The 19,986-nt window shown below is 61.8% G+C and carries 18 protein-coding genes; all 18 read right to left on the bottom strand.

Features of this window, described 5'->3' with window-relative positions:
• Nucleotides 1-865: 865 nt before the first annotated feature.
• Nucleotides 866-2,917 (bottom strand): DNA primase, encoded by a 2,052-nt coding sequence (dnaG, locus tag ACI0FO_RS26655; RefSeq protein WP_416031640.1) that lies wholly within the window; start codon nt 2,915-2,917, stop codon nt 866-868.
• 19 nt (nt 2,918-2,936) lie between these two features.
• Complete coding sequence (gene rpsU / locus ACI0FO_RS26650) at nt 2,937-3,149, bottom strand: 30S ribosomal protein S21 (RefSeq protein ID WP_006218592.1); 213 nt, start codon at nt 3,147-3,149, stop codon at nt 2,937-2,939.
• 369 nt (nt 3,150-3,518) lie between these two features.
• A complete protein-coding gene (locus ACI0FO_RS26645; RefSeq protein ID WP_416031639.1) occupies nt 3,519-4,061 on the bottom strand; it encodes a phosphoribosyltransferase in 543 nt (180 codons plus the stop codon).
• Between the two features lie 83 nt (nt 4,062-4,144).
• On the bottom strand, nt 4,145-5,440 hold the full coding sequence (locus ACI0FO_RS26640) for an adenylosuccinate synthase (RefSeq protein ID WP_310033299.1): 1,296 nt from the start codon (nt 5,438-5,440) through the stop codon (nt 4,145-4,147).
• Between the two features lie 76 nt (nt 5,441-5,516).
• On the bottom strand, nt 5,517-6,674 hold the full coding sequence (locus tag ACI0FO_RS26635; RefSeq protein ID WP_416031638.1) for an ATP phosphoribosyltransferase regulatory subunit: 1,158 nt from the start codon (nt 6,672-6,674) through the stop codon (nt 5,517-5,519).
• Between the two features lie 264 nt (nt 6,675-6,938).
• The gene (gene hflC / locus ACI0FO_RS26630) at nt 6,939-7,841 is read right to left on the bottom strand and encodes a protease modulator HflC (RefSeq protein WP_105559771.1); all 903 of its coding nucleotides are present in this window, start codon (nt 7,839-7,841) and stop codon (nt 6,939-6,941) included.
• Between the two features lie 18 nt (nt 7,842-7,859).
• The gene (gene hflK / locus ACI0FO_RS26625; protein WP_105559770.1) at nt 7,860-9,164 is read right to left on the bottom strand and encodes an FtsH protease activity modulator HflK; all 1,305 of its coding nucleotides are present in this window, start codon (nt 9,162-9,164) and stop codon (nt 7,860-7,862) included.
• Nucleotides 9,130-10,236 (bottom strand): GTPase HflX, encoded by a 1,107-nt coding sequence (gene hflX / locus ACI0FO_RS26620; protein WP_416031637.1) that lies wholly within the window; start codon nt 10,234-10,236, stop codon nt 9,130-9,132. Before hflX ends, hflK begins: the two co-directional genes overlap by 35 nt.
• Before the next feature lie 84 nt (nt 10,237-10,320).
• Nucleotides 10,321-10,557 (bottom strand): RNA chaperone Hfq, encoded by a 237-nt coding sequence (gene hfq / locus ACI0FO_RS26615; protein WP_006218585.1) that lies wholly within the window; start codon nt 10,555-10,557, stop codon nt 10,321-10,323.
• Nucleotides 10,558-10,715: 158 nt separating this feature from the next.
• Nucleotides 10,716-11,789, bottom strand: a complete 1,074-nt coding sequence (gene hisC / locus ACI0FO_RS26610) for a histidinol-phosphate transaminase (protein WP_416031636.1) — start codon at nt 11,787-11,789, stop codon at nt 10,716-10,718.
• A 3-nt stretch (nt 11,790-11,792) separates the two neighbouring features.
• Nucleotides 11,793-13,145 (bottom strand): ribosome biogenesis GTPase Der, encoded by a 1,353-nt coding sequence (der, locus tag ACI0FO_RS26605; protein ID WP_105559768.1) that lies wholly within the window; start codon nt 13,143-13,145, stop codon nt 11,793-11,795.
• A gap of 25 nt (nt 13,146-13,170) precedes the next feature.
• Nucleotides 13,171-14,328, bottom strand: coding sequence for an outer membrane protein assembly factor BamB (gene bamB / locus ACI0FO_RS26600; RefSeq protein WP_416031635.1), 1,158 nt, complete (start codon nt 14,326-14,328; stop codon nt 13,171-13,173).
• 5 nt (nt 14,329-14,333) lie between these two features.
• On the bottom strand, nt 14,334-14,972 hold the full coding sequence (locus ACI0FO_RS26595) for a YfgM family protein (protein WP_416031634.1): 639 nt from the start codon (nt 14,970-14,972) through the stop codon (nt 14,334-14,336).
• 3 nt (nt 14,973-14,975) lie between these two features.
• Nucleotides 14,976-16,262, bottom strand: a complete 1,287-nt coding sequence (gene hisS, locus ACI0FO_RS26590) for a histidine--tRNA ligase (RefSeq protein WP_416031674.1) — start codon at nt 16,260-16,262, stop codon at nt 14,976-14,978.
• Nucleotides 16,263-16,317: 55 nt separating this feature from the next.
• Entirely contained in the window at nt 16,318-17,604 is a 1,287-nt protein-coding gene (gene ispG, locus ACI0FO_RS26585; protein ID WP_416031633.1) for a flavodoxin-dependent (E)-4-hydroxy-3-methylbut-2-enyl-diphosphate synthase, read from the bottom strand.
• 13 nt (nt 17,605-17,617) lie between these two features.
• Complete coding sequence (locus tag ACI0FO_RS26580; protein WP_416031632.1) at nt 17,618-18,112, bottom strand: helix-turn-helix domain-containing protein; 495 nt, start codon at nt 18,110-18,112, stop codon at nt 17,618-17,620.
• The gene (gene rlmN, locus ACI0FO_RS26575) at nt 18,109-19,263 is read right to left on the bottom strand and encodes a 23S rRNA (adenine(2503)-C(2))-methyltransferase RlmN (protein ID WP_416031631.1); all 1,155 of its coding nucleotides are present in this window, start codon (nt 19,261-19,263) and stop codon (nt 18,109-18,111) included. The genes ACI0FO_RS26580 and rlmN overlap by 4 nt, the downstream gene beginning before the upstream one ends.
• 44 nt (nt 19,264-19,307) lie before the next feature.
• Nucleotides 19,308-19,733: a nucleoside-diphosphate kinase gene (gene ndk / locus ACI0FO_RS26570; RefSeq protein WP_006223997.1), complete on the bottom strand. Its 426-nt coding sequence runs from the start codon at nt 19,731-19,733 to the stop codon at nt 19,308-19,310.
• Nucleotides 19,734-19,986 lie beyond the last annotated feature (253 nt).

Genomic DNA, 19,986 nt, shown 5'->3' with positions numbered 1-19,986 from the left:
GTCGCAACCCGTTTGGGCATGTTGCACCGCATAAAGCCGCCCTGGACGGTGGCCCGGCGCGGCGCAAATACGGGTAAAACTGGTGAATCGGCGGAGTTCATGCGGCTGCGTTGTTCGCAGCGCCAGCTCTTGCGAGCCCGCTTGACGTCGTAGCGGTGCAATACCGTTGGGACGCCTGACGTGCATGACCTCATTCCGCGGCGGATTTCGGGCGTTGGGGGGGCTGCCTGCCTATAAATAGGCTTTGCTTGCTTATGGGGACTTGCCCCTAGCAGCTTATGTAGACACAGCACCCAGACCACTAACGCTACGCGAAACGACACGCCGTTGAACTGCCTGACTCACCGCTCAGCTATCAGCTATATTAATTAACTATGTAACAATTTTGACGCGCGGACCTGATAATTTCTGCGGATCAAATGGCACTACAAATATGGCACTACAAATCTGGCACTACACATCTTCAAAATCTTCAACCGCAGCGTGCCGCCTGCACAAAGGCCTGCAAGCACGTCTTCAAACACGTCTTTAAGCATCTACTACTGGGTTAGATTCCGCCCGCTGCAATAGATTCCATGATCTATTGCGCCAACTCCACATTCGCGCCAGGACTATCAGCAAATTCAGGAATAATTAAGCTGCAATCAACTGAAAACGCACCAATGAAGCATAGAGGCAAACGGAACCCGGGGCACCCCGGGGGTTTTCCCAGCGAGCTTTCCCAGCCGGACCCCCCAGCCGGATCCCCCAGCGGGTTTTCTCGAATTTCTTCCAGGTTTCTTCCAGATTTCCCTCGGGTTTCTCCGGGGTTTCTCCCACCATCTAGCAACCCTGGGCTAGCGGACAACCTTTGATTTTAGCGCATTTAGCGTATCCCGGCACCTTTCAGCGTTGCCATGCGGCTGGATAGCTCCAGGTAGCGCTTGCGCGCCTCGTCCGTCGACAATCCGGCGGCCGCCAACTTGGCCATTTCAAGCTTGGCCGAATCGAATTCAATGCGTCGCAGCGCATCATCCCACTCGGTCTGGGGGTCTGGAAGGTCTTCCTGGGACAGAATATCCGCGCGCAATCCCTTTAGCACCGTGGCCAGGTCCGAATCCGGCTCGGCCGCTTCCAGCAAGGCGCCGACATGGCGCGCGCCGCTGGATTGCGCAAGCATGATCAAGTCCCTTACCAATCCTAGATGGGGGCCATGGTCAATGACTTCAAGCTGCTGGTCTCCCATGGAGTCGACCAATTCAGGATGAGCCAGCAACAAGCCAAGCAAGCGCTTGGCCAACGACGGCATGGTGCGGCGGCCTTCAAAGCCCCCGACGTCGTTGTCTCGACGCCCTTTCCAGTTGCCTTTGCCGCCTTTCCAGTCGCCTTTGCTTTTCCAGTCGCTCTTGCCCTTCCATTCCTGTTTGCCACCAGCGCGCTGACCGCCACCCGCGAATTCACCGCCGCCTTGCGACGCGAATTGGCCGTAATCGGGGAAATCCGGCTCGTCGGCAGGAATGTCATGAAAATCATGTCCGGCAAAGTCATAGCCCATATCCGGGTGACCACCCTCGTGGTCCGGCCCGGAAGATGCTGCTACCTCGCCTGCCGGTTTGGGCGCGGCCGCGGGAGCAAACGGCTTGGCCGGCTGCTGCGCCAGGATCTGCGCCATTTCTTCGGGCGTCAGTTGCACCAGCTTGGCCATTTCCCGCTCGATCTGCACACGCAGCGCACATTCGGGAATCGCCGCCAATAGCGGCTTGGCTTCATGCAGGCAACTTGCGCGCCCTTCGGCCTCGTTCATGTTGTGCCGCGATGCCAGCTCATCCAGCAGGAAGCGCGACAACGCCACGGCATCGGCAAGACAAGCTCGGAACGCTTCGGCACCCAATTCGCGCACATAGGAATCCGGGTCGTGCTCGGATGGCAGGAACAGGAACCGAATTGCAATATCGTCCCGCAGGACGGGCAGGCACGCCTGCAACGCTCGCCAGGCGGCGCGCCGGCCGGCTCCGTCGCCGTCAAAACTGAAAATCACCTTGTCGCTGGCGCGCAGCAGCTTCTTCACGTGATCGGGCGTAGTAGCCGTGCCCAGCGTGGCCACCGCGTTCGCGATGCCTTGCTGCGCCAGGCCGACCACGTCCATATAGCCTTCGACCACGATCACCTGCCCTTCCTGGCGGATGGACTGGCGCGCCTCCCACAAGCCGTAGAGCTCATGGCCCTTCGAAAACAAGGGCGTTTCGGGGGAATTCAGATACTTGGGCTCGCCTTTGCCAATGATGCGTCCGCCGAATCCGATCAGGCTGCCCCGCACGTTGCGGATGGGAAACATGACGCGTTCGCGGAAACGGTCGTAGCGACGACCGTCTTCAGACTCAATGACCAGCCCAGACTCCACCAATGTGGGGTCATCGTAATTGGGAAAAACCTGCGACAGGCCATGGCGGTCGGTACCCGACCACCCCAAGCCGAAATGCGCCGCGATTTCACCGGTCAGGCCGCGCTGCTTCAGATAACGGATCGCCGCTGGCGATGCACGCAACTGCTTCAGATAATGCGCCTGAGCAGCATCCAGCACCTGCGTATGACGGGATTCCTCGGCCTTTCGGCGCACGGATTCCTGCTGCTGGCGTGGACTGCGATTTTCTTCGGGGACCGTCATTCCCGCCGAAGCCGCGAGCGTGCGCACGGCTTCGGGGAAACTGGTGCCCGTATGTTCCATCAGGAAAGTGATGGCACTGCCGTGTGCTCCACAACCGAAGCAGTGATAGAACTGCTTGGTGGGGCTGACAGTGAAGGACGGGCTTTTTTCGTTATGAAAGGGGCACAGGCCAAGCAGGTTGGCCCCACCCTTTCGCAACTGCACATATCGCCCGACTACGTCGACAACGTCGACTCGGGCGAGTAGATCCTGGATGAATGATTCTGGAATCAATAGATTCGGGAATCAAAAATCAATACAGGCGCGGGGGCAGTTGTTGGCTACGGATGCGCTTGTAGTGGCGCTTCACAGCGGCGGCATGCTTGCGCTTGCGCTCGGCCGTGGGCTTCTCATAGAACTCGCGCGAACGCAGCTCGGTGAGCAAACCGGTCTTTTCGATGGTGCGCTTGAAGCGACGCAGAGCGGCTTCAAACGGTTCGTTTTCCTTCAGTCGAACGATAGGCATAAAGTGATTGGCCTGCTTGTAGGGTAACAAAAGTTGATGACAAACCTGGCTTGCTTACCAGCAACGCTGCCGCGGGTCCAGGTCCGCGAAAACACCCCTTCGCCCTATGGGCATGCGCTGGCAGACCAGGCACGCAACCACAACACAAAGGGAGTACCGCGGAAACGAGGAACCTTGGAGCGCAATCCTCCATTACCCGGATTTGCGCTGGCTGTTTCCGTTACCCAAAGACTACCCAAAGAGTAACAAGCCAAGTTCGGTTTAGCGATAACCAGCGATTCTAGCATGGTCATGCCCATTTTGACTACTAGGAGGGACACTTGACGCCTGGAGGCCTGCTGGCGCCCCTCCCATGGCCTACGCGGGGTTTCAGCCCTGGGAACCCTTGCGGATCCAAGCTTCGAGCTGATGCGGACGCAGGCTGTCGTAATCTTCGAACGGCTGGTGGATCCAGGGGTTGGTCGGCAGCTTCTCGACATAGTAGTCGGGCGTTGCCTGGGAATGCCCCTTCCACCACAGCACCGCGCTGCGCAGTTCGGTGATATCCGAGAACTGGCTCTTCAGGTGGTCATAGACCTTGCTGAAGGTCTTGCCGGTATCGACCATGTCGTCTACCAGCAACACCCGCCCGGACAACGTGCCACGCGTAATGGTGATGAACTGGGCGATATCCATGTCGCCCTGCTTCGTGCCGGCCGCTTCGCGGTAGCTGCTCGTCGCCAGGATACCCAGCGGCACATCGAAAATGCGGGACATGACGTCACCGACGCGCATACCGCCGCGCGCCAGACAAAGAATCTTGTCGAACTTCCATCCCGATTGATGCACCTGCAAAGCAAGGCGCTCAATCAAGCGGTTGTAATCGTCCCACGTCACCCACAGATGGCTGTCATCATTGGTCGGCGTGCTCATAGGCAAGCATCTCCTGCTTAAAGATACGAAAAGGCCGCCGCCGGTATGAGACCGGCGGCGGCCTTTGGAATATTAACCCGATGTCAGCCCTTCAGGGGGTGACGCAGGACAATGGTTTCATTGCGGTCGGGACCGGTCGACACCAGGTCGATCGGCACGCCGCAGACTTCGGCAACGCGCTCCAGGTAGCGACGGGCCGCCTCGGGCAGCTTGTCGTACTCGGTGATGCCGACGGTCGATTCCGACCAGCCCGGCAGCTCTTCCAGCACCGGCTGCGCCTGGGCGACAGCATGGGCGCCGTAGGGCAGTACATCGCGGAATTCACCGTTGACGCGATAACCCACGCCCAACTGGATGGTTTCCAGGCCGTCCAGCACGTCCAGCTTGGTGATGCAAAGGCCGGAAATGCCATTCAGGCGAACCGATCGCTTCAGCGCGGCGCCATCGAACCAGCCGCAACGGCGCGGACGGCCGGTGACCGAACCGAATTCCTTGCCGATCGTGGCCAGACGCGTACCGATCTCGTCGACCAGTTCGGTCGGGAACGGACCCGAGCCAACGCGGGTGGTGTAGGCCTTGGTGATGCCCAGGACGTAGTCCAACTGCTGCGGACCCACGCCAGCGCCAGCCGACGCCGCGCCAGCCACGCAATTGCTGCTGGTGACGAAGGGGTACGTGCCGTGGTCGACATCCAGCAAAGCGCCCTGCGCGCCTTCAAACAGAAGGCGCTTGCCTTCCTGCTGCATGGCGTACAGATTGCTGGACACGTCCTTGACCATCGGTGCGATGGCGGGCGCCAGGGCCATGGCCTGATCGCGCACTTCGTTGGCGGAAACCGCTTCGGCGCCAAGGTACTTGGTCAGCACGAAGTTGTGGTAATCCAGCACTTCGGCGAGCTTCTCGTCGAACAACGAAGGATTGAACAGGTCCTGCACGCGCAACGCGCGGCGGGCGACCTTGTCTTCGTAGGCCGGACCGATGCCACGACCGGTCGTGCCGATCTTGCCTTCGCCCTTGCGCGCTTCGCGCGCCTTGTCGATGGCCACGTGGTACGGCAGGATCAGCGGGCAAATTTCGGAAATCTGCAGGCGCGAGCGCACATCCAGGCCGGCAGCCTCCAGCTCTTCGATTTCCTTGAGCAGGGCTTCCGGGGACAGCACGACGCCGTTGCCGATAAAGCAGGTGACGCCGGGATGCATGATGCCGGACGGGATCAGGCGAAGAATCGTCTTCTTGCCATTGATCCACAGCGTATGGCCGGCATTGTGACCGCCTTGGAAGCGGACCACGCCTTGGACGGATTCCGCCAGCCAATCGACGATCTTGCCTTTGCCCTCGTCACCCCATTGGGTGCCGATTACGACTACGTTCTTGCTCATGTTACGAATCAATATCGAGTTTCTCGGGAAATCCGGAAATCTCCCCGCGGCCCTCTTGTTTCCAAGAGGGAGTTAGTCACAGCGTTCTGACCGTCCAGGCGCCATCTTGCAGCGCCAGCTCGCGATCGCAAACGAATTCGTCCTGATCCTGCTCGTGACCGGGCAATACCTGAACGACAATCTCCCCTGACCGGCGCAGGCGGCGAACCGCCTCGATCAGAGCGGGGGCCTGCCCCCATGGCGCGCGAACCGCACGCGCCCGTTCCGCTGGCGGCAAACCCGCCGCCAGTTTGCGTAAATCCAGACTGAAACCGGTAGCCGGACGCGCCCGGCCGAAGGCCCGGCTGACGTCGTCATAGCGACCACCGCTTACCAAGGCGTCGTGCCAGCCTTCCGCATACAGCGCGAATTTCACGCCGGAGTGGTAGCCATAGCCGCCCACGTCGGCAAGATCAACACTGAATGCGACATTCGGCATCGCATCCACCACTACCTGTAAAGCATCCAGCGCCACCGCGACACCCGGCAACAGGGGCAGATCCCGACGCGCCGACTTCAGCACTTCAGCCCCGCCATACAGCGTCGGCAGCAACTGCAACGCCTTCAACGTTTCATTCCGCATGCCCGGCGCGCGCTGAGCCAGCTCACCCAGACCCGGCACGTCTTTCTCGCGCAACAAGCGGATGATCTCTTGCGAAACCGCCACCGCAGCCGGGTCCGACTCCAGGATGGCGCGCACCACGCCCGAATGGCACAAGTCCAGACGGGGGTTACGCACCCCGGCAATCACCACCGTTTCAAGCACGAGCTGGATGATTTCCAGATCGGCTTCGAAACCGGCATGACCGTAAATCTCGGCGCCGATCTGCAACAGTTCGCGGCTGGACAACAAGTCCGCCGGGCGGGCGTGCAACACGTTGCCGCAATAGCACAGGCGGGTCACGCCGGCGCGATTCAACAAGTGCGCGTCAATGCGCGTGACCTGAGGAGTCATGTCCGCCCGCACGCCCAGCGTGCGTCCGGTCAACTGGTCGACCAGTTTGCACGTGCGCAGATCCAGATCGCTACCGGTACCGGACAGCAATGAATCGATGTATTCGACCAGGGGCGGCGCGACCAGCTCGAAGCCGTAAGTACGGTACAGATCGAGAAGTTCGCGGCGCAGTTCCTCGATGCGCCGGGCCTCTGCCGGAAGTACGTCGGCAAGGCTCTCGGGCAGCAACCAGTTACCCATGAATGTTTACCTGAAGAACGCCAAGTGATGCGTGGGCGTCGCCCAAACGAAAAAGCGGCTGAGGGGGCGTAAGCCCGCTCAGCCGCTGCGGAATGTTTTCTAGCTTACGCGGTATTGTACATGAGTCAGCGGGCCGCGCCAGCCAGGATTGCAGGCAGGCAAAGCTGTCCCCTATTGCCGCCCCACCCTGTTTGACCAAGCGCCGCGCTAGTAAAAAGCCCCTTGGATTTCCAAGGGGCTTTCCGTTTGGCTACACGTGCCGCCTTACTTGGCCGGCACGGTGACCGGCGCCAATGCTGCGCCCGCCGGATCCTTCATGAACTGGAAGAAACTGGAGCTGGGGTCGACCACCAGCACGTCGCCCGGCTTCGAGAACGAAGCGCGGTAGGCTTCCAGGCTCTTGTAGTACGTGTAGAACTGCGGGTTTTTGCCGTAGGCCTGCGCGTAGATCGATGCCGCGGCGGCATCGCCCTCGCCCATGATGCCTTGGGCCTTGGCATACGCCTGGGCCACGATCACTTCGCGTTGGCGGTCGGCCTCGGCACGGATCTTTTCGCCTTCGGCGGCACCGATGGAACGCAGCTCGTTTGCGACGCGCGTACGTTCCGCTTCCATGCGGCGATACACCGATTCCGAGATTTCCGGGGCGAATTCGATGCGACGCAGACGCACATCAACGATCTGCACGCCCAGGGGCTCGGCGCGCTTGGCCACGTTGGTCAGGATCTCGGCCATGATCTTGTCGCGTTCGGTCGAGACCACGTCACGCACCGTGCGCACGTTGACCGACGCGTTCAGTGCATCGCGGATCAGCGCTTGCAGGCGCTCTTGCGCCACGCGCTCGTTGCCGCCCGTCGAAACGTAGTACTGACGGGGATCGGCAATACGCCACTTGACGTACGAATCGATCAGCAGGTTCTTCTTTTCGGAAGTCTGGATACGCTCGGCTTCGTTGGTCTCGATGGTCAGAACGCGCTTGTCCAGCGTTACGACGTTCTGGAACGGCGGCGGGGCCTTGAAATACAGGCCAGGTTCACTAATGGTCTTGCGCACTTCACCCAGCGAGAACACCAGGGCGTAGTCGCGCTCGCGCACGACGAAGACGCAGGAAGACAGGGCGGCCAGCACGATGAGCAGGCCGACCAGGATGGGCATAAAACGTTGCATGATCAGGACTCCTCCGTGTTAGCGCGACGTACGGTCGCGGGGCAGCGTGTTGCTATTGCTGCTGCCGGAAGACTGAGGCACCGGAACCGCGCCGCTACGCAACGGCGGCTGGACCGGCGGACTGATCAACGCAGGCGAACCCGGGTTGCCAACGCTGGACTTGCTGCCATCTTGGGCAGCCAGATGCATGATCTTGTCCAAGGGCAGGTACAACATGTTGTTGTTGCTCTTGGTGTCGACCATGACCTTGCTGGCGCGCGTGAAGATGTCCTGCATGCTTTCCAGGTACATGCGCTGGCGCATGACCTGCGGCGCTTTCTCGTATTCACCCAAAATGCTGGTGAAGCGCGACGTATTACCCTGCGCGTCGCCCACGACCTTGGCCTTGTAGCCTTCGGCCTGTTCGGTCATGCGGGAAGCTTGGCCACTGGCCAGCGGCACGACCTGGTTGGCATAGGCCTGGCCTTCGTTGATCTGGCGCTCGCGGTCTTGACCGGCCTTGACGGCGTCATCAAAGGCGGCTTGCACTTGCTCGGGCGGCTGAACGTTCTGAATAGCCACCGTGCTGACCTGGACACCGCTCTGGTAGCGGTCCAGGATCTGTTGCATCAGCGCCTGAACCTGGGTGGCGACCATCGTGCGGCCTTCGTACAGCACGAAGTCCATCGACTGCTTGCCCACGACCTCGCGCATGGCCGTTTCAGACGCTTGGCGGACGGATTCGTCCGGATCGCGCGTCATGAAGAGGTAGTCCGGCGCGCCATCGGCCCGCAGGCGATACTGGACGACGAACTGCATGTCGACGATGTTCTCGTCCGTCGTGAGCATCAGCGCTTCAGGCAGCACCTTGTTGCGCGAACCACCGCGGAAACCGACTTCAAACGTGCGCAGCTGCGACACGTTGACGATTTCCTGGCTTTGGATCGGGTACGGCAGGCGCCATTGGAAACCGGCCTGCGACGTGCTTTTGTATTTGCCGAACTGGGTCACGACCGCGACCTGGCCTTCTTGCACGATGTAGAAGCCGCTGGCCGCCCAGATGCCCACTGCGACCAGGGCAATGACGCCCAGGCCGATGCGCGCACCGCGTGGCGAAGGCGGCGTCATGCCGCCACGGTTGCCGGGGCGGTTATTGCCACCGCCACCGCCCTTGCGACCGAACAGGGATCCGATGCGATTATTGAAATCGCGCCAGACCTCGTCCAGGTCGGGAGGGCCGTCTCCATTGCCTTGAGGCCGCTTTGGCGGCGGCTCGGAGCCATTGTTATTCCCACGACCCCAACCAGGGTCATTCAGATTGAAGAGTTTGATAATTCGCGGCATTGTTTCCCACAATCTGTCCGGTCTCCGCAATTGCCCCGCGCAACGCATCCAGACCGGCGCGCTCGGTGGCGCTTACAAATACTCGCGCAATCGTACCATGTGCATCGCGCTCCACCCGGGGTTCCAATCCAGCCCGGTCAATCTTGTTGTATACCAGGATGGTGGGAACGGCGGAGGCACCGATTTCAGCGAGGACTTTATTCACTTCGAAAATCTGTTCGTCGCGCTGCGGGCTGGCGGCATCGACCACGTGCAGCAACAGATCCGCGTGCACCGTCTCTTCCAGCGTCGCGCGAAACGCCGCGATCAGGTCATGAGGCAGGTCGCGAATGAATCCGACCGTGTCCGATATCACAACGTTCCCGGCGCCTTCGATCCAAATGCGTCGCGTGGTTGTGTCGAGGGTGGCGAATAGCTGGTCGGCTGCGTAGGTATCTGCCCGGGTCATGGCATTGAACAACGTCGACTTGCCCGCGTTGGTGTAACCCACAAGCGAAACCGACAGCGCGCCGCCTCGGGCCCGCGCGCGGCGCTGGGTCACGCGTTGGCGCTCAACGCGATCCAGCCGCTCGCGCAGCGTCTTGACCTTGGCACCGATCATGCGGCGATCCATTTCAAGCTGGGATTCACCCGGCCCACGCATGCCAATACCGCCGCGCTGACGTTCCAAGTGGCTCCACATGCGCGTCAGGCGCGTGGACAGATGCTGCAGCTGCGCAAGCTCGACCTGCAGCTTGCCTTCATGGCTTTTGGCGCGCAGCGCGAAGATATCCAGGATAAGGGCAACGCGGTCCACTACACGCAGATTGAAGACGCGCTCCAGATTGCGCTGCTGGGCAGGCGACAAAGGCTGATCGAACAGGACGATGTCAGCCAGCAAAGCTTGCGACATCGCGACGCCTTCGTCGGCCTTGCCGGAACCGATGAAGAACTTGGCGTCGGGCCGGTCGCGCCGGGCGGTCAAGGTGCCGACGACTTCCGCGCCCGCGCCCTTGGCCAGCATGGCAAATTCCTCGGCATGGGCCGTGAAGTCCGGATCACCCAGATCCACGCTGATAATCAGAGCGCGCATACATGCACCATATTGGAGCCAAAGCGAAAATGCCCGCCGACGTCATCCGTCTGGCGGGCAAAAAAAGGTACAGCTGGAGCGAGATTACTCAGCAGGGACTTCCACCTGGAAATTCACGGCGCGGGCGGGGACAACGGTGGAAATGGCATGCTTGTAGACCATTTGCGTGACCGTATTACGCAGCAGCACCACGTACTGATCAAAAGATTCGATTTGCCCTTGAAGCTTGATACCGTTCACCAAGTAAATCGACACGGGCACATGATCCTTGCGCAGCGTGTTCAGGAACGGATCTTGCAGAGTTTGCCCTTTATTGCTCATTGGCCAGGCTCCATTTGTTTGTTATTGAGTGATGATGTGCTTTTTTGTACTGGTGGAGCACACCGAAATACGTACTCTACAGGGTTTTCCCGGCCCGTGCTACTTGGCTGGGAAGCAAAAGTGACACCAGAGTTTTCAAGCTGAAAAGCCCCTGACCATCACGCTTGCAGGACCTCTGCGAGCCCCTTCAAAAGCACGTCCACTTGCTCGTTCGTGCCCACGGTAATGCGGAGAAACTGATCGATGCGCGCATGACGGAAATGACGCACGATGATGCTGCGCTCGCGCAGGGCGGCGGCAAGGCCCGAAGCGTCTTTGGAGGGGTGCCGCGCGAACACGAAATTCGCAGCCGACGGCAGCACCTCAAATCCTAGCGCCTCCAGGCCCGCCGTCATCCGCGACCGGGTTTCGATCACGGCTTGGCGAGTCTTCTCAAAGTACTCTGTATCTTCCAATGCCGCCACTGCGCCGGCCGATGCCAGGCGATCGATGGGATAGGAGTTGAAACTGTTCTTTACGCGGTCAAGCCCATCGATGAGCTCGACGCTGCCCACGGCGAAGCCGACACGCAAGCCGGCCAGCGAGCGTGACTTGGATAGCGTCTGCACGACGAGCAGGTTGTCATAGCGCGCGACCAGCCCAACCGCCGACTCTCCGCCGAAATCCACATAGGCCTCATCGACGACCACGACAGCGTCGGGGTTGCCTGCGACGATGCGTTCGACTTCGGCCACGCTCAGCGCGCGGCCGGTGGGTGCGTTGGGATTCGGGAAGATGATCGCGCCCGCCCGGCTGTCGGCCCGAGGCAGGTAATCGTCCACGTCGATGCGGAAGTCTGCCGTCAGCGGCACCGTGTCGTATTCGATGCCGTACAGGCCGCAGTAGACCGGATAGAAACTGTAGGTGATGTCCGGAAAGCGCAGCGGACGCTCGTGTTTGAGCAATGCCAGGAAAACGTGCGCCAGCACTTCGTCGGAACCGTTGCCCACGAACACTTGGCCCGGCTGCACACCCACCGTCTTGGCGATCGTCTGGCGAAGACGATCCGAGGACGGGTCCGGATACAGCTTGAGCGTGTCATCGCATGCCGCGCGAATGGCGTCGAGCACCTTGGGCGACGGGCCGTAAGGGTGCTCGTTGGTGTTCAGCTTGATCAGGTTCTGAAGCTTGGGCTGCTCGCCCGGGACATACGGACTCAGCGTCCCTACCACGGGACTCCAGAAACGGCTCATGGATCAGCTTTCCTGCGCGTAGGGGTTGTGCGACGACTTGAATTCGATGCGCAACGGCGTGCCGGCCAAATCGAACGCATTGCGGAAACGCGTTTCCAGATAGCGGCGATACGAGTCCGGGATGGCGTCCAGCGCATTGCCGTGGATGACGACCAGCGGCGGGTTCTGCCCGCCCTGGTGCGCATAGCGCATCTTGGGGCGGAAGATGCCCTTGCGCGGCGGCTGCTGCTGCTCGATGGCGGCTTGCAGTTCACGGGTCAGCTTAGGCGTGGACAATTTGGCGAACGCCGCGGCGTGGGCCGAATTGATGGACTTCAAGAGCGGCTTGATGCCCTGCCCGCGCAGCGCCGAAATGGTGTGCATGCGCGCGAACGACAGGAAGCGCAGCTTGCGCTGGAATTCGCGTTCGATGCGTTCCTTTTCTTCGCCGTCCAGACCATCCCACTTGTTGATGGCAACCACCACGGCCCGGCCGGTTTCCAGCACGAAACCCGCGATGTGGGCGTCCTGCTCGGAAATCTCGGTATGCGCATCCAGCATCAGCAGCACGACGTTGCTGGCTTCGATAGCCTGCAGCGTTTTGATGACGGAGAACTTCTCGACGGCTTCGAACACCTTGCCGCGCTTGCGCAGACCCGCGGTGTCGATCAGCGTGTAGCGACGGCCATCGCGGTCGAAGTCGATCTCGATGGCGTCGCGGGTGGTGCCGGGCAAGTCGAACGCGATCACGCGCTCTTCACCCATCAGCGTGTTGATGAGTGTCGACTTGCCAACGTTCGGGCGGCCCACGATAGCCAGCTTGATGCGGTGGTCGTGTTCGCCTTCCTCGACAATCTCGTCTTCGGCGGGCGGCTCGGCCAGGTCTTTCAGCGCCAGCTCGATCAAGTCGACGATGCCGTCGCCGTGCGCAGCCGAAATCGGATAGGGCTGGCCCAATCCCAGTTCGTGGAACTCGGAGATAGCCGGGCCCAAGCCCATGCCTTCCGCCTTGTTCACGGCCAGCAACACGCGCTGCTGCCCGGACTTGCGCAGCAACTGGGCGATTTCGTGGTCGTGCGCGTTGAGGCCGGCACGGGCGTCAACCAGGAACACCACCACGTCCGCTTCGGCGATGGCCTGCCGGGTCTGACGGGCCATTTCCAGCAGAATGCCGTCCTTGGCGACGGGCTCGAAACCGCCGGTATCGATAGCGATGAACGGGATCTCGCCTACCCTGCCCTCACCATAATGGCGATCGCGGGTCAGGCCGGAAAAATCGGCCACCAACGCGGCGCGTGATCGCGTCAGGCGGTTGAAAAGGGTCGACTTCCCCACATTGGGGCGACCGACCAGGGCAACGACAGGCTTGAAAGACACGGTGTAAGGCTTTGTTCTATAGGTTTTAGTTGGCGCCGATCATGACGAGATTGCCATTGCCCGTCTGGACCAGCACACCTTGTGGGGTGGTTTGCGGCGGCGAAACGACGGCGCCTCCACCCACGGACAGCCGCGCCATCAGGCTGCCATCACTACGCGACAGAAAGTGCAGGTAACCTTCCAGGTCACCCACTGCCAGCGCACCGCCCAGCATAGCCGGTGCGGTGACTTGGCGGTTTTTCAGGGCCGCCTGCTTCCAGACGTTGCCGCCATTATCCAGCGCAAACGCGCTGACGACGCTGTTTTGGTCCGCCGAATAGGCGAAACGCTCGTCCAGCGTCAAGCCGCTGACGCTGGAAAAGTCCTTGGCCCACAACGGCCGGCCGCCTGCGGTGACGTCAAAGCAGACGATACGCCCTTGATAGGCGACTGCGCAAAGGAGATTACCGGCGATGCGCGGAACGCCGACCACGTCGGTCAGGCGTTCGAGGTCGCTTGCGCCCTTCGGGGTGGCCACGGTGCCTTCCCACTGCACGTTACCGCTGTTGGAGGCGATCGCCATCAGCTTGCCGCCCGGCAGGCCGGTGATCACCAGGCCTTCAGCCAGGACCATCTGCGACACGCTGCGCAAAGCCAGCGACGGGCCGGGACGCTGCACGTTCCAGACGCGTTCACCGCTATTGGCGTCGAACGCCTGGATACGGTAGTCGCCGCTGCGGACCACCACGATGCCGTAGCCGACCACGGGCGGGATCGTGACGTCGCTGGTGGCGCGGACCTTCCACTTCACCTTGCCGTTGTCGTCAAAGGCGATCACGTCGCCGTCGGGCGAGGCGACCGCGGTAGTGGTGCCGTCGCTGCCGGCGCCGGCCGACAGTTTGCCGTCGGTCTTGGCCTTCCAGAGCGGACGGCCGCTTTGCAGGTCGAACTTACCCACGGAGCCATCCGGCGTGGCAGCGTAGACGGCGCTGCCCAGCACCGTAGGCGCGAAGCCCAGGCCGGCTCCGCTGCCGATCGACGTCGACCAGATCTGGTGCACGGACATGCCGGCCTTGTATTCGGTCAGCGGGGCAGGATCGTAGCGACCGTCATCGTGCGAAAACAAGCCGCATCCGCCCAGGGCAAGCAAGCTTGCCAGGCAAACGGCGCCACGCCACGTACGACCAGGTGCAAATTTACGCATTACAGTCACGCTCCGCTCAAGGCATCCAATTTCAATTGCACAACCTGGGTCATCGGGTTCGACGTGCCCAGGCCATCAATGGCGCTTTGCCATGCCGCACGCGCCTCGTCGCGCTTGCCTTGCGCAGCGAGGATATCGCCACGACGATCCGCGAACAAAGCGGCGAAAGCGGCCGGCGGGTTGTTCAATTGCGCAAGCGCCGCGTCATATTGCTTTTGATCCAGCAGCATGCCGGCCAGGCGCAGGCGCGCCACGGATTGCATGGCGGGGTTTTTACCCTGTGCGGCCAGCCATTCCAGCTGCTCGCGGGCGCCAGCCTCGTCTTTCTGGGCTTGCAGGGCTTGCGCCGCGACCAACGCGCCGCGCGCGGCGTAGCCGGTGGCCGGATACTGTTCACGCAGCGTGGCGGCGGCGGTCTTGATGCGCACCGAGGAATCGGCGCCGCCCAGGCGAGCGGCATCTTCCAACGCTTCGAAGTACCCCATGGCTTGATTGGCGCGATGCGACTCATAGGCCTTCCAGCCCCACCAGCCGCCCCACGCCAGCGCCACGACGGCAACCAGCGTGACGATCAGCGTGCCGTAACGGGCCCACCACGCCTTGATTGCGTCCAGTTTTTCCTGTTCTTCGAGATCGTATGCCATGCCTTAACCCTTGTTGTTCAGTACCGCAGCCAGATCCTTCAGCGGAACCTGCTGCTGGGCGGCGTCGCCCTGGGCGTCCGCGCGCAAATATTTGACGCTGGCGGTCTGCGACGCGACCTCATCGGCGCCAAGAATAACCGCAACCCTGGCGCCGCTGGCATCCGCGCGCTTGAATTGGGATTTGAAACCGGCGGAACCGGCATGCACGATCACCGACAGGCCGGCGTCACGCAGGTCTTCGCCAACCCGCGCGGCCAGGCGCTGGGCCTCTTCGCCCTGGTGCACGACATAGACGTCGCATTCGGCCTGTGCCTCGAGCTGCACGCTTTGCTCCCAGAGGTCCAGCAGGCGTTCCATGCCGATCGCGAAGCCGACCGCGGGCGCATGCTTGCCGCCCAGGAGTTCGACCAGGCCGTCGTAGCGGCCGCCGCCGCAGACCGTACCCTGAGCGCCCAGGCGGTCGGTGACCCACTCGAACACCGTCAGGTTGTAGTAGTCAAGGCCGCGCACCAGGCGCGGGTTCAGGCTGTATTCGATGCCGGCGTCCGTCAGGCGCTGGCACACGCCGTCGAAGTGCGCACGGGATTCATCGCCCAGGAAATCGAACAGGCGTGGTGCGCTGTTGGCCATTTCCTGCATGGCGGGGTTTTTGGTGTCCAGAACGCGCAGCGGGTTGGTGTACAAGCGGCGCTGGCCGTCTTCATCCAGAATGTCGCGGTGCTTTTCCAGGTGCTCGATCAGGGCGGCGCGGTGGGCGGCGCGCTCGGCGGGCTGACCCAGCGAATTCAGTTCCAGGCGCACGTCCTTCAGGTCCAGCAGCTTCCACAAGCGGGCCAGCATGACGATCAGTTCGGCATCCACGTCGGGGCCGGCAAAGCCCAGGGCTTCGACGTCGATCTGATGAAATTGACGGTAGCGGCCACGCTGCGGGCGCTCGTGGCGGAACACGGGGCCGATCGAGTAGACACGCTGCGGACGGTCATAGAGCATGTTGTGCTCGATGGAGGCGCGCACGATACCGGCCGTCATTTCGGGACGCATCGTCAGCGATTCGCCGTTCAACGCGTCGGTGAACGTGTACATCTCTTTTTCGACGATGTCGGTCACTTCGCCGATGCCGCGCGTAAACAGGCGCGTATGCTCAAGCACGGGCGTACGCACATTGCGGTAGCCATAGCCGCGCAGCCAACCGCGCACGATTTCCTCGAACTGTTCCCAGCGGGCGCTCGTCCCGGGCAACACGTCATTCATGCCGCGTATGGCGGCCACTTTCTGGAAAGCTTGAGTCATCTTGATCATGCCGCATCACGCGCCTAGCGGCGCGCGCGCGGCTACACCCTTTCTTTTAATGAGAGGCGAGCGCGCCGTAACGGCGCGCCACGTAGTCTTCGACGATGGCCTGGAACTCTTCGGCGATATAGTCGCCTTTGAGCGTAACCGTGCGTTCGCCGTCCACGAATACCGGCGCCGCGGGCACTTCGCCCGTTCCCGGCAGACTGATTCCGATATCGGCATGGCGGCTTTCGCCCGGCCCATTGACCACACAGCCCATGACCGCGACGTTCATGCTTTCGACGCCCGGATACTGCGCCTTCCAGACGGGCATCTGGCGGCGCAAGTAGGACTGGATGCTATCAGCAAGTTCCTGGAAGAACGTGCTGCTGGTACGACCGCAGCCGGGGCACGCCACCACCATCGGCGTGAACGCGCGCAGGCCCATCGTTTGCAGGATTTCTTGCGCCACGATGGCTTCGCGGCTGCGGTCGCCGCCGGGTTCCGGCGTGAGGGAAATGCGGATGGTGTCGCCGATGCCTTGCTGGAGCAACACCGCCAGCGCGGCGGTGGACGCCACGATGCCTTTGCTGCCCATGCCGGCTTCGGTCAGGCCCAGATGCAGGGGATAGTCGCAACGTGCGGACAAATCGCGGTAAACCGCGATCAAATCCTGCACATGGCTGACCTTGCAGGACAGGATGATGGCATCGCGCCGCAGGCCAAGTTCTTCGGCGCGCTGCGCGTTGGTGATGGCCGACACGACCAGCGCGTCACGCATCACGGCCTGGGCCTCCCAGGGCTGCGCGCGACGGCTGTTTTCGTCCATTTTGCGCGCCATCAGCTCGTGGTCCAGGCTGCCCCAGTTCACGCCGATGCGCACGGGCTTGTCGTAGCGGCAAGCCACCTCGATCATTTGCGCGAAGTTATCGTCGCGCCGCTTGCCGCCGCCCATGTTGCCGGGGTTGATCCGGTACTTGGACAGCGCCTGCGCGCATTCGGGAAACTGCGTCAGCAGCTTGTGCCCGTTGTAGTGGAAATCGCCCACCAGCGGTACATTCACGCCCATGCGGTCGAGCTGTTCGCGGATGGCAACCACTTCACGCGCCGCCTCGGGCGTATTCACCGTGATGCGCACCAGCTCTGAGCCGGCCAACGCCAGCTCTTTGACCTGGATCGCCGTGGCAATGGCGTCCGCGGTGTCGGTGTTGGTCATGGACTGCACCACGACCGGGGCGTCGCCGCCCACCATCACGACACGCTCACCCCACTTCACCGCGACCGAACGCGTGGCGCGGCGCATCGCCGCCCCGACGGAGGGAGGCGGCGCATCCTGGCAAGGCAGAGAAGAATCTTGCATTGGTGGAACCGGGTTACTTGGTCGGCTTCTGCAGCCAGTCGAACGGCAGCCATTGCTGCGGCAACCAGCCTTGCCAGAAGGCATACGCCACGCCGGCGGCCAACACCAGCACGATGGCGATGAGCCACCCCCAGGAGGTCGAGGACGAACGGTCGTCATCGGCACTGGATTGGGGGATGGAATGGGCCGAATGCAGGGCGCCCGGGCTCAGCTTCACCGGGCCGGTGACGCGGGCCTTGGGATCCAGCGAATCGACGATGGCTTGCGAATCGGCGCCCAGCAGGCGCGCGTAGTTGCGGACCAAACCGCGCAGGGAAACGCCTGTGGGCAAGTCTGCCCACGCTTCGTTTTCAAGGGCTTCGATCTGCTTCGTGGAAAACTTGATGCGGCTGGACACCTCATCGAGCGACCAACCTTTGGACTGGCGCAGCGCGCGCAATGCCGAGCCCACGTTGCCCGCAGCGCTTGCGGGCGTATCAGAAACTGCAGAAGCGAAATCCTGCGTCATGCATGCACCTGTTTAATTGGTATGGTCTGGCGCTGTGCGGCATTACGCTCGGTAATCCGAGTGCGGTCCCGCACTTCTCCGGCCAGTTGACCACAAGCTGCATCGATATCGTCGCCCCGGGTCTTGCGCACGGTCGTGATGATGCCTGCGTCCATCAGACGCTGCGCGAACACCTTGACGCGCGCTGAGTTGGAGCGTTTCAGGCCCGACTCGGGGAAGGGGTTGAACGGAATCAGATTGAGCTTGCAGCGCAACTGGCGTGCAATTTGGATCAGTTCCTTGGCGTGCTGGTCGGTGTCGTTGATGCCGTCCAGCATGCAATATTCAAACGTGATGAAGTCGCGCGGGGCGAATGCCAGATAGCGTTCGCAAGCCGCCAGCAACTCTTTCAACGGGTACTTCTTGTTCAGCGGCACCAGTTCGTCGCGCAGCGCATCGTTCGGCGCGTGCAGCGAGACGGCCAGCGCCACCGGACAGTCCTGCGACAGGCGGTCCATCATGGGGACGACGCCCGACGTGGACACCGTCACGCGGCGGCGAGACAAGCCGTAGGCGTTGTCGTCCAGCATCAGGCGCAACGCCGGCAGGACCTGGTCGTAGTTGAGCAGGGGCTCGCCCATGCCCATCATTACCACGTTGCTGATGACGCGCGTATCTTCGGTGGTCTTGGCGCTTTCCAGGCGGGCGGTGCCGATATCGGCCTCCAGCACGCGCTTGGCCCACCAAAGTTGGCCGATGATTTCACTGGTTTTCAGGTTGCGGTTGAAGCCCTGGTGCCCGGTCGAGCAAAAGCGGCAGTTCACCACGCAGCCGGCCTGGCTGGAAATGCAAAGGGTGCCGCGATCGTCTTCGGGGATGAAGACAGTTTCGATGGCATTGCCCTGCCCCACGTCGAACAGCCACTTGCGCGTGCCGTCGGTCGAGCGCTGCTCGATATTGACGGGCAAGGCTTCAATGCGGCAGTTGGACGCGAGCTGGCCGCGGAACTCGCGGGCCAGGTCGGTCATGGCGTCGAATGAATCGGCGCCGCGCTGGTGCATCCAGCGCTGCAGCTGGCGAGCGCGAAACGGCTTGCCGCCCCACTGCCCGACAAGTTCGGACAGGGCGGAGCCATCCAGCCCCAGCAGATTGATTCGTTCGACGGATTCCATGACCTGGGTAACGCTAAAAAACTAAAACAGTGCTTCCGGGAAAATCAACGGCTGTGGATGTTGATTTCGGGGAAGAAGAAAGCGATTTCGACAGCAGCCGTTTCCGGAGCGTCCGAGCCGTGCACGGCGTTGGCGTCGATGCTGTCGGCGAAGTCGGCGCGGATGGTGCCAGGAGCAGCCTTCTTCGGGTCCGTGGCGCCCATCAGGTCGCGGTTCTTCAGGATGGCGTCTTCACCTTCCAGCACTTGCACGAAGACCGGGCCCGAGATCATGAAATCGACCAGGTCCTTGAAGAAGGGGCGTTCCGAGTGCACGGCGTAGAAACGCTCGGCGTCGGCGCGCGACAGTTGGGCCAGGCGGGCGGCGATGACCTTCAGGCCGGCTTGCTCGAAACGGCCGACGATCTGGCCGATGACGTTCTTGGCGACGGCGTCGGGCTTGATGATCGAGAGGGTGCGTTGGATGGACATAAGAACTCCGAAAGCTGATTTCTGACTGGTTTCTGATGAATTGCCTGGCGTGGCTCTGCACTTGTCGGTGTCACCCTTGAAGTGTCATCGCGCGATTGGCGCACAGGCGGTCCGGATTGTTTGAACAGTTCTGCTGAACGCTCCGGGCCGTCCTGAGCCACATGGCCAAGGCAGGGATTCGACACTGCCGACCGATCGGACGCGCCCTCAATTCTGCTCCGGATTTCTGAAACGCGGACTTTTCCGTGCGCAT

The sequence above is a fragment of the Achromobacter marplatensis genome, assembly GCF_049060505.1.
In the GTDB taxonomy this organism is placed as follows: domain Bacteria; phylum Pseudomonadota; class Gammaproteobacteria; order Burkholderiales; family Burkholderiaceae_B; genus Achromobacter; species Achromobacter marplatensis_A.
The sequence above is the reverse complement of the archived record's forward strand: the minus strand, read 5'-3'. Positions and strand labels throughout refer to the sequence as shown.